The organism is Shewanella sp. SP2S2-6, from assembly GCF_031931965.1.
GTDB lineage: Bacteria > Pseudomonadota > Gammaproteobacteria > Enterobacterales > Shewanellaceae > Shewanella > Shewanella baltica.
In genome coordinates this window covers 74,389-83,704 of record NZ_JAUOEQ010000018.1, presented here as the reverse complement: position 1 = coordinate 83,704, position 9,316 = coordinate 74,389, and the positions used below count along the sequence as shown (strand labels likewise).

Sequence of the window (9,316 nt, the reverse complement as noted above, 5' to 3'; positions counted from 1 at the left end):
GACTTCAACCGTTTCATCACATATTCGTATCCGTCTAATGTGGATGCGCTCGATTCAACCACGCCAGATTGGTCTTACGGGATTGGGTATATAAGTAACGGCACAAACGTTGCTAAAATGCACCAAACTGACGGTACTGATAATCCAAAACAGATGGTGATATCTCTTTCATCTGATACGTTCCAGACCACCAGAATTACAGCATTACCTAGCGATGGTTTGGCAATGCTATTTACACCCGCCAAAATTCAGGCCAGTTCTATCAACCCTTCATCCAACTCTTCTACATTTTTGGACTCTACTGGTCAAAACATGTGTAACAGTAATCTCCACCCTGCATTTAGAGGTTATCTGCCCGGGATGCTTCAATCCTCATTCACTGGGTATTGTGATTCACTATTACCACTGATTCGAACTGTAAATGGTGTGGCATTCTATCATATGCCTATTAATCATGTTGGTGCAGGTAATTTGTGGATTTCAACAGGTGATTGGTATGAGTGATTTTATTGCTAAACCAATCATTGAGCGCTCGAATTATCTTGTCGGGTTGTTTGAACTGGATGCTGATATTGCTGCTGAGCGATATGCCATTTTAGACCGATTGACTATGAAATTGATCTGGCAAGGTGATATCAAGCCGGGTGTAATAGTTAGGCACTTGGTTCGCAAAAGCTATGCTATCAATGGCGTGATCGTGCTAATGATTGATGATAATGAAACATTCAATGCAGTGGTTGCAGATGGTGTACGTCTGCCACTTGTCAATAGTAATGATATTGAAATTGGATATTAACGGCATGAATACGGTAATAAGCGTTGCTACAAAAAACATCCTTCTTGGTGCTATCGCCATCGATAAAATTTCTATTCACAGTGGTGAGCCAGGTGCTAATGGTGTTGATAATGAATTGAGTTCGCCACGCCAAGATTGCGTTTTCTCTGCCCCAAGCAATGGTGTTATTTCATTAGTGAATAACGTGCAATTCACCGTTACTGCTGGTTCTACTGTCAAATATATTAGCTATTGGGAAGGTACAACGTTCCACTTGTCTCAGCAAATTGATGATTTGGTATACAGTGCAACAGGTACGTTTACGTTATTGAGTGCAGATACTAGGGTGTCACTATGATTATCGACCCTAAAACTGGCAAGCAAATTTTCAATGACATTGTTGAAATCACACCATTACACGCTAATGCGTTGCTCGCATACAGCGCATGGGCTAATGAGCTTGGCCTCAGTGATACTGCCACTTTACCCGGCTTGGTTCAGGCTGATGATGCTGCAACGGAAATAGATATAGGGTTTCCAACAGCAATAGATGGGCTATCATCCAAAATAATGCAATCAACTGAGGGATCAATCGGTATTTATGTTGACGAACCACCGGGCTCTGTCTCATCGTCTGGTCGTGCTATAACAGCCGTTGCACCCAGTCAAGTCAGTGTACCTCGTGCCTATACATCACGCGCCACGATCAACCCTTCATTTGTTATTAACTGTAAGAGCCCCAATGTTGATAGTAAATCGTACAATGCCAAGTGGGTTAAAACGGCAGATGCTGCAATTCTATTTATCAGTTGGTCGCAATACGGTAACAGTAATTTAAATAAGACCGACCTCGCGATCAAATTTTCGAGAGGTAATATTGAACTGGTTTGCACTGCGGGTACTGATGCAGGCAGTTATATTCAGTTTTTTATCATGGACTCGACCTCTGCATCTGGTCAAGCATTAGTCGGAAATGGCAATTTTGGCAAACAGCTAACACCATCCAACACGTACCAATTCAGGTCTGTGTCACTAAAGAAAATATCTGGTCAAGTGATTGGTGAGAATGGTACAGGTATCATCACCGATATTAGAGCATATCTCCGCAGTAATGGTTTGCTCGTTGGTTCAACCACTTCTGATAGTTCGGGTGACTACCTCATTGAAACTGCATTCCCAGATGAACATTATGTGGTTTGTTTGGCTGAGGATAGTTCCGCACTTAATGCCTTAGTGTTTGACAGGGTGATCCCAATTGATTGATTTCAAGTTTCCTCAAGGGGCTTATTTCCCGCCAAACGGTGAAGCTGTAGATTTTCACTTTTCTGCAGATCGAGTCATTGCAGTTACGTCTAATTTAACTATCAATGTTTCTGAAGATTATTTGCAGGGATTTAGTTTATCTGTACAGAGTAAAGTTGAAGTTTCAACAACTGTACGCATAACTAGACCGATACAGTTAAGATTTAATACACCTTGGCTCAATGCTACATCACCGATAACTTTACGGTTTGGCGATGAACAGGTCCCAGAGCAGCCAGATCCTATACGTGTAGGAACCATTGGAATGGTTTGCGGGGTGGTTTTCAATACAAGTCAAATTATCGAGCAGCAACTTACACTGAGCCAGCGCAGTCAATCACATGCTGCCAATACAGTGTTTGCATGGGATAGCTTTTTTAGCTTAAAACAGCAAATTGTAATGGTATGGAATACGCCGCCATTAGCTGGCGAAATATTTGCTGTTGATTGGCAATGGAATACGTTGGTACCTTTTCAACTCGATATGAATTGGTTGGTACCAGAGGCCCCTTGTCAGCAAGCCATAAGCAATTGGATAGTGCCAGAACTGCAGCAGACAATGCTGGAAATGCAGTGGTCACAAGCCGCCGCCAAGAGCCAGCAAATTACCGTTAAACTGCATATCGGCGAGCAACTAGCGACTGAGATAGCGCTTAGTTATACCGACATTCAAAGCCAAGGTGATAACAAGGTTGTGGCATGGGCTCCCCATGCGGCGCGTTGGGTATGTTCCAGTAAATACGTACCGCCAGTGGGTAAGGTCACGCTGCGCTTTAGCGAGCCTTGGATTAACTCAACCAGCCCAACACAGCTTAGATTTACGGCCTCACCGAACGTTTGCTACTGGGACGATGGCGGCGGCCTCATTGATGCCAACCCACCGTTGCCTACCATTGATTTTAAGATCCCCATCGAACCGCAAATCAGAAGGAGTTACCTCATGCAGCCTCAAATCAGTTGTGTTCGTGTGAGTGACGGCGTTGCTGTGGTGCTCAAATCAGTATCCATTTCCCAGTCCCGTTCGCAATGGGCCAGTAGCGGAAGCTTAGCGTTTTCATCCCGTATTGATGCCGAGCGAGCCGCAAATGAATTACTGAAAATAAGCATTAACGGCTATGACTTTTACCTGCTTTGTGAGTCTCCCAGCGAATCTAAAGCCTTCGGCAAAACCAGTTATAGCGCGACAGGTCGAGGTCGCTTAGCAACACTCGCCAGCCCGAACAGAAAGGCCATCAACTATGTGAACGTGGTAGCCCGAAGCTTTATTGGCTTAATGGCCGATATCGTGGCCAATACTGGTTGGACTGTCGCCAGCCAAATTACCGATTACCCCGTGCCCGCAAATGCTTTTAGCTATGCCGCTAAAACACCCGCCGAAGCGATTAACATGATGGCAAATAGCATTGGAGCCATGCTCGATGTGAACGATGAAACTCAGACTATAACCGTGATCCCTCAGTGGCCCGTAGTGCCTTGGAATACCGCAAGCGCGATCCCCGATGTGATTTTGCACGATGGAGTGATCCTCGAATTTAACGAGCGTATCGACATTCGTCCCGATGCTAATGCGGTGTTTGTGCGTGGTGAACAGCAAGGCGTGGCAGCGAAAGTGAAACGTTTCGGGACCGCTGGTGACAACTTTGCTGCTGATATAGTGGATAAGTTAATCACTGATAATCAAGCCGCGAGAATGCGTGCAACGGCCGAGTTAGCCAACGCAGGTAATAAAGTGCAAAACAGCATTCGCGCTAAGGTCATGGCGGATTTGCCCCCCATGCGACCAGGCATGTTAATTGGGGTTCGTAAAGGTGCCGAGGTGTTTAAGTCTGTGTGTGAAAGCTTCAGCATAAGCGGCAGCGTTAATGAGTCAACGGGGATGGTTACTGTGAATCAGACCGTGACGCTATTGCGTAATGAGGTGGCAGTATGAGCAACATCTATCAACGCTTAGCGAACTTAAACCCTAAGCCCCAGCGCAGTGTTGCCACTGTGATTAGCGTGACAAATGGCACCACGACAGTACAGCACGCCGATGGCAGTTATCAGACTGTTTTGGGGGATTCAGTTGCCAGTGGAAAAGTGTATATCGTTGATGGTCAGATCCAAGGCCAAGCAGCCGACCTGACTTATGTTGAATTAGAGATTTAATAAAAGAGAGCGGTCTAGCAATGCTACCAACACTGCTAGACCGTCAACACACAGGATTACACCCTGTGAGCCAACCAAGGCTCCCTCACCGCGTCGACACGGCGAACCGAGCCTAGCATAAAAAATCCTAAAAAAGGAGGCTCACATGCCAAAACCTATTATCCCTTGGATGGGCGGTAAGCGTAGATTAGTTAAGCAGATTTTACCGATATTCCCTGAGCACCATACTTATGTTGAACCCTTCTGCGGCGGCGCTGCAATGTTCTTTAGCAAGGACGAGGCGAGGGTGGAAGTGGTCAACGATATGAATGGCGATCTCGTCAATCTTTATCGAGTGATTAAACACCATTTAGAAGAGTTTGTAAGGCACTTTAAATGGGCTTTAATTAGCCGTGAAGAGTTCCTATGGCAGAAGAATACTAACCCTGAAACACTGACTGATATTCAGCGAGCGAGTCGCTTCTACTATCTGCAAAAACTGGCCTTCGGCGGTAAAGTTTCTGGTCAGAACTTTGGGTGTTCAGCGTCTCGACCCGCTGGCTTGAACTTGTTAAGAATTGAAGAGGATCTCAGCATTGCTCACCTGCGCTTGGCGAGAACCTATATCGAGCGATTGGACTGGGCTGAGTGCGTAAGACGATACGATAAGCCAGAAACTTTGTTTTATTTAGACCCTCCATACTGGAATACCGCAGGTTATGGTGTAGAGTTTGGATTAGAGCAATATGAATTAATGGCTAAACTTGCTAAGTTAATAAAAGGTAAAATGGTTATCAGTGTTAATGACATACCAGAAATGCGCGACGCATTCGCTGGGTTGCAAATGAAAACACTAGACATACGGTACACAGTTGGAGGCTCACAACGCTCTTCAGAGCAGCAAGAACTGCTTATTTGGAACTGGTAAGCCAATGTATTAACTAGGTAGAAAAGACTCAATAGCTCCCGTTTTAGGGGGCTTTTTGAGAAGTTTATCAAATTAAATGAACCCATATTTATCAAACTAAGTGAAGCACTTAGTAATAAATCAATCACTAATTTTCAATCTAGGTGAATTGGTTTATCAAATTTCGTGGCGCGCTACAACAAGTAGCAACATTTATCAAATGTAATTAAATTACCAAATGTTGACTGGCTGTTATTCGGGGCATGACAGCCTCCAATCCCGCGTGGTTTCTCGGTTATTTCGACTTATCAACAAAATCTGTGGATAACCCTGTGAGTTGTCCAAATAAATGGCCGTCAAAGCCTTGGCGTATGGGCGTCGGACTTAAAATGCACTATTTTGGGTGGCAAAAATAAACTTCAATATTATCAATTGAGTATTAAAAGCAAGTGGTTTTTATTTAGGGTGAAAACAAGGTTGCAATTTTGTAATCGAACGAAATTGATTTCTTGTGTATTAAATTGGCATTTTTGCTTAGTTTGCGGGTGTTTTGTGAGCAAAAATCGTCGAAAAGGGCTTGGTCTAAAAGTTTCATGTTGCTTCCACTAAATTGTCATCTGGCGGTGTTACTGCGTATTGAATTGACGACAGGAAGGATAACGGTGGAGCTTAGTCGGTGACTTGATTAGAATGGGGCGACTCATTAAAAGGATATGTGCGCGTGTCAGAATCTGTTTTTCAGCTTGAATCGCAATTCGCCCCCGCAGGCGACCAACCTACAGCGATAGCCAAATTAGTCGATGGACTCGAAGCGGGTTTAGCTTGCCAAACCTTACTCGGGGTGACCGGCTCAGGTAAAACCTTCACGATTGCTAATGTAATCCAAAAGTTAGGTCGCCCCACGATTATTATGGCGCCCAATAAAACCTTGGCGGCGCAGCTTTATGGCGAGATGAAAGAGTTCTTTCCCCATAATGCGGTTGAGTATTTTGTCTCTTACTACGATTACTATCAGCCAGAAGCCTATGTGCCTGCATCGAATACCTTTATCGAGAAAGATGCGTCGGTTAATGCCCATATAGAGCAAATGCGCCTGTCGGCGACGAAGGCGCTACTAGAGCGTAAAGATGTGGTGCTCATCGCTTCTGTGTCGGCCATTTATGGTTTGGGCGATCCCGACTCCTATTTAAAAATGTTGCTGCACCTACGCCAAGGCGATGTGATGGGGCAGCGTGATATCTTAATTCGTCTTAGTGAATTGCAGTATAAACGCAATGATATCGAGCTACAGCGCGGCACCTATCGCGTGCGTGGTGAAGTGATTGATGTTTTCCCTGCCGATTCTGAGCGTAATGCTATTCGCGTTGAATTGTTCGACGATGAGATTGAGCGTTTAAGCGAGTTTGATCCGTTAACCGGCCATATCATTAAGCGCATCGCCCGTACAACGGTTTACCCTAAGACTCACTATGTGACGCCGCGGGAAAAAATCATTGCCGCCACTGAGTTCATTAAAGAAGAGCTGCGTGAGCGTAAGCAATTTCTACTCGATAACAACAAGTTAATTGAAGCCCAGCGTATCCATGAGCGAGTGCAATACGATGTGGAAATGATGGTGGAGTTAGGTTACTGCTCTGGCATCGAAAACTACTCGCGCTATTTATCTGGTCGCGCACCGGGGGAAGGGCCGCCAACCTTACTCGACTATTTGCCCGCTGACGGTCTATTAATTATCGACGAATCCCATGTGACTGTGCCGCAAATCGGCGCCATGTACAAAGGTGACCGTTCTCGTAAAACCACACTGGTGGAATACGGTTTCCGCTTACCATCAGCCTTAGATAACCGACCGCTCAAGTTTGAAGAGTTTGAGCAATTGATGCCGCAAACCATTTATGTGTCGGCGACACCGAGTGTCTACGAGCTGGAAAAAAGCGAAGGTGAGATTGCCGAGCAGGTCGTACGGCCAACGGGTTTACTCGATCCTGAATTAGAAGTGCGTCCTGTCGGGACTCAAGTGGACGATTTATTGTCCGAGATCGCCAAGCGCGTCGCTGTTAACGAGCGGGTGTTAGTGACGACGCTGACCAAGCGTATGTCGGAGGATTTGACCGAATACCTCGACGAACATGGTGTAAAAGTGCGTTATTTGCACTCGGACATAGACACAGTCGAACGGGTGGAGATCATCCGCGATCTGCGTTTAGGCAAGTTTGATGTGTTGGTTGGGATCAACCTATTGCGTGAAGGCTTAGACATGCCAGAAGTGTCACTGGTGTGTATTTTAGATGCGGATAAAGAGGGCTTCCTGCGCTCAGAACGCTCGCTTATCCAAACCATTGGCCGCGCCGCGCGTAACGTTAATGGCAAAGTCATTCTCTATGCTGATCGCATTACCAATTCGATGGCGAAGGCCATTGGTGAAACTGACCGCCGACGTGAACGCCAGCGCGCGCACAACTTAAAGCACGGTATCACCCCTAAGGGCGTGGTTAAACGGATCACCGATGTGATGGATGTCGATGACGGCCGCGACAGTAAAGCTGTGTATGGCAAAGTGGCTGAACCTAAGTCCCATTACCATAAAGCCGATGCGACTGAGTTGAGCCATCAAATCGATCAGCTTGAGAAGAAGATGCACGAACATGCGCGTAACTTAGAGTTCGAACAAGCAGCGGCGATGCGTGATGAAGTCAAGCATTTGCGGGACTTGTTGATCAAGGCCTAGATTTACCTTAACGCTAAAGATTAAAAAAGCCGTCCAGCAATTATGCTGCGACGGCTTTTTTATGTCTGTCAGAGAATTACGCAGAGACTTTTACGGGACTAAACTTCAACGTGATGAATACCGCTAAAGCACAAATCAGCCCACAGATTAAGCCAACCAAATGCGCCTCAGTTGCCACGCGCGCGCCTATCATGGCGGTGACATCATTGCTGGCGCCATAAAGCTGTTCGTGGCCAACCTTGATGATAACGCCAAGTAACAGCAGATAGCCTGAGCGCAGCTTGCGGACAATATCCTGCACCGCGCCGAAGGCGAATAAGCCGTGCAACATACCGCTTAAGCCGACATAACCGAGCAATTGCGGGTAGCCCAAATATAAGCCTATGCCTTCTAGTAAACATAATACGAGGAATAGCGCGCTTAAGCCTTTGAGATGGTAGTGGAAATGATGCAAAAACAGCACAACCCACAGACCCGCAAGATTCATCAACAGGTGCCACTGATTCGTGTGAAGTAAATTACCGCTGATTAAGCGCCACCATTCACCATCAGCAATAGCACTGCGGCGATAGGCGAGCAGGTTGTCGACAGCAGGACTGGCTAAGCCTGCGACATACAAACCCGCACACATCAGACTCACTATCAGCGCGACCCAATAGGGACTGCGTGTCATGCATTTGGCTCGCTAGCGTCGAGTGAAGCCATGACTGTGGTTTTATCCTGCAGATAGTCGTCCAAACCACGTTTACGCAGATGACAAGCCGGGCAATCGCCACAACCATCACCAATCACGCCGTTATAGCAAGTGAGGGTGTGGTGGCGAACCAGATCGAGTTGCTGATATTTATCCGCCAGCGCCCAGGTTTGAGCCTTATTGAGCCACATTAAGGGCGTGATGATCTTAAGTTGTTTATCCATGCCTTGAACTAAGGCTGACTCCATCGCTTTAACAAAATCGTTGCGGCAATCTGGGTAACCCGAAAAGTCGGTTTCACATACGCCGGTGATAATCGCTTCAGCGCCTAATTGATAGGCATAAATGCCCGCAAGCGTTAAAAACAGAATATTACGTCCAGGCACAAAAGTATTCGGCAGCCCATTTTCCATTAGCTCATGTGAAACCGGTATCGCATCACGGGTCAGTGCCGATATCGCTAACTCATTGAGTAAGGTGACATCCATGACTTTATGGCTGGTGATCTTCAAGCGTTTTGCTAAGGATTTGGCGACTTCAATTTCTTCGCGGTGACGTTGACCGTAGTCAAAGGTGATCCCGTGAACTTCATCGTACTGGGTTAGGGCTTGGATAAGACAGGTTGTCGAATCTTGTCCGCCACTGAATACTACCACTGCTTTGGACGCTAAGGGTTTTGACACTAAGCTCGTTGACATAAAGGATTTCACTTAACCGTAGAACACTTATAAATAGGCCGTTAGTGTAACTCAGGCCATAGTCCTTGCAAACTCTGGCGATCTG

The 9,316-nt window shown here is 46.2% G+C and carries 9 protein-coding genes and 1 pseudogene; 8 read left to right on the top strand and 2 right to left on the bottom strand.

Features of this window, described 5'->3' with window-relative positions; all coding sequences use genetic code 11:
• The 8 genes and pseudogenes from Q4Q57_RS13595 to uvrB form a co-directional block, all read left to right on the top strand.
• Positions 1 to 504, top strand: a pseudogene (locus Q4Q57_RS13595) (hypothetical protein); the annotation flags it as partial.
• Positions 497 to 796, top strand: coding sequence for a hypothetical protein (locus tag Q4Q57_RS13590; protein ID WP_311891124.1), 300 nt, complete (start codon positions 497 to 499; stop codon positions 794 to 796). The pseudogene Q4Q57_RS13595 and the gene Q4Q57_RS13590, both read left to right, overlap by 8 nt.
• A gap of 4 nt (positions 797 to 800) precedes the next feature.
• Positions 801 to 1,133, top strand: a complete 333-nt coding sequence (locus Q4Q57_RS13585; RefSeq protein ID WP_311891123.1) for a hypothetical protein — start codon at positions 801 to 803, stop codon at positions 1,131 to 1,133.
• Entirely contained in the window at positions 1,130 to 2,038 is a 909-nt protein-coding gene (locus Q4Q57_RS13580; RefSeq protein ID WP_311891122.1) for a hypothetical protein, read from the top strand. The genes Q4Q57_RS13585 and Q4Q57_RS13580 overlap by 4 nt, the downstream gene beginning before the upstream one ends.
• A gap of 316 nt (positions 2,039 to 2,354) precedes the next feature.
• Positions 2,355 to 4,007 (top strand): hypothetical protein, encoded by a 1,653-nt coding sequence (locus Q4Q57_RS13575; RefSeq protein WP_311891121.1) that lies wholly within the window; start codon positions 2,355 to 2,357, stop codon positions 4,005 to 4,007.
• Positions 4,004 to 4,225 (top strand): hypothetical protein, encoded by a 222-nt coding sequence (locus Q4Q57_RS13570; RefSeq protein WP_259574557.1) that lies wholly within the window; start codon positions 4,004 to 4,006, stop codon positions 4,223 to 4,225. Before Q4Q57_RS13575 ends, Q4Q57_RS13570 begins: the two co-directional genes overlap by 4 nt.
• A 145-nt stretch (positions 4,226 to 4,370) precedes the next feature.
• Positions 4,371 to 5,132, top strand: a complete 762-nt coding sequence (locus tag Q4Q57_RS13565) for a DNA adenine methylase (protein ID WP_311891120.1) — start codon at positions 4,371 to 4,373, stop codon at positions 5,130 to 5,132.
• 700 nt (positions 5,133 to 5,832) lie between these two features.
• Positions 5,833 to 7,839, top strand: coding sequence for an excinuclease ABC subunit UvrB (gene uvrB / locus Q4Q57_RS13560; protein WP_006087199.1), 2,007 nt, complete (start codon positions 5,833 to 5,835; stop codon positions 7,837 to 7,839).
• A 76-nt stretch (positions 7,840 to 7,915) separates the two neighbouring features.
• Here uvrB and rrtA read toward each other — a convergent pair whose 3' ends face one another.
• Together rrtA and queC are read right to left on the bottom strand one after the other, a co-directional pair.
• Complete coding sequence (gene rrtA / locus Q4Q57_RS13555) at positions 7,916 to 8,512, bottom strand: rhombosortase (protein ID WP_006087198.1); 597 nt, start codon at positions 8,510 to 8,512, stop codon at positions 7,916 to 7,918.
• Positions 8,509 to 9,231: a 7-cyano-7-deazaguanine synthase QueC gene (queC, locus tag Q4Q57_RS13550; protein WP_006087197.1), complete on the bottom strand. Its 723-nt coding sequence runs from the start codon at positions 9,229 to 9,231 to the stop codon at positions 8,509 to 8,511. Before queC ends, rrtA begins: the two co-directional genes overlap by 4 nt.
• Positions 9,232 to 9,316: the final 85 nt, after the last annotated feature.

Bases quoted from the DNA above. Each gene is read 5' to 3' on its own strand.
- Q4Q57_RS13565 (WP_311891120.1), top strand. From the start codon at position 4,371: ATGCCAAAACCTATTATCCCTTGGATGGGCGGTAAGCGTAGATTAGTT.
- Q4Q57_RS13585 (WP_311891123.1), top strand. From the start codon at position 801: ATGAATACGGTAATAAGCGTTGCTACAAAAAACATCCTTCTTGGTGCT.
- queC (WP_006087197.1), bottom strand. From the start codon at position 9,231: ATGTCAACGAGCTTAGTGTCAAAACCCTTAGCGTCCAAAGCAGTGGTA.
- Q4Q57_RS13590 (WP_311891124.1), top strand. From the start codon at position 497: ATGAGTGATTTTATTGCTAAACCAATCATTGAGCGCTCGAATTATCTT.
- rrtA (WP_006087198.1), bottom strand. From the start codon at position 8,512: ATGACACGCAGTCCCTATTGGGTCGCGCTGATAGTGAGTCTGATGTGT.
- Q4Q57_RS13580 (WP_311891122.1), top strand. From the start codon at position 1,130: ATGATTATCGACCCTAAAACTGGCAAGCAAATTTTCAATGACATTGTT.
- Q4Q57_RS13570 (WP_259574557.1), top strand. From the start codon at position 4,004: ATGAGCAACATCTATCAACGCTTAGCGAACTTAAACCCTAAGCCCCAG.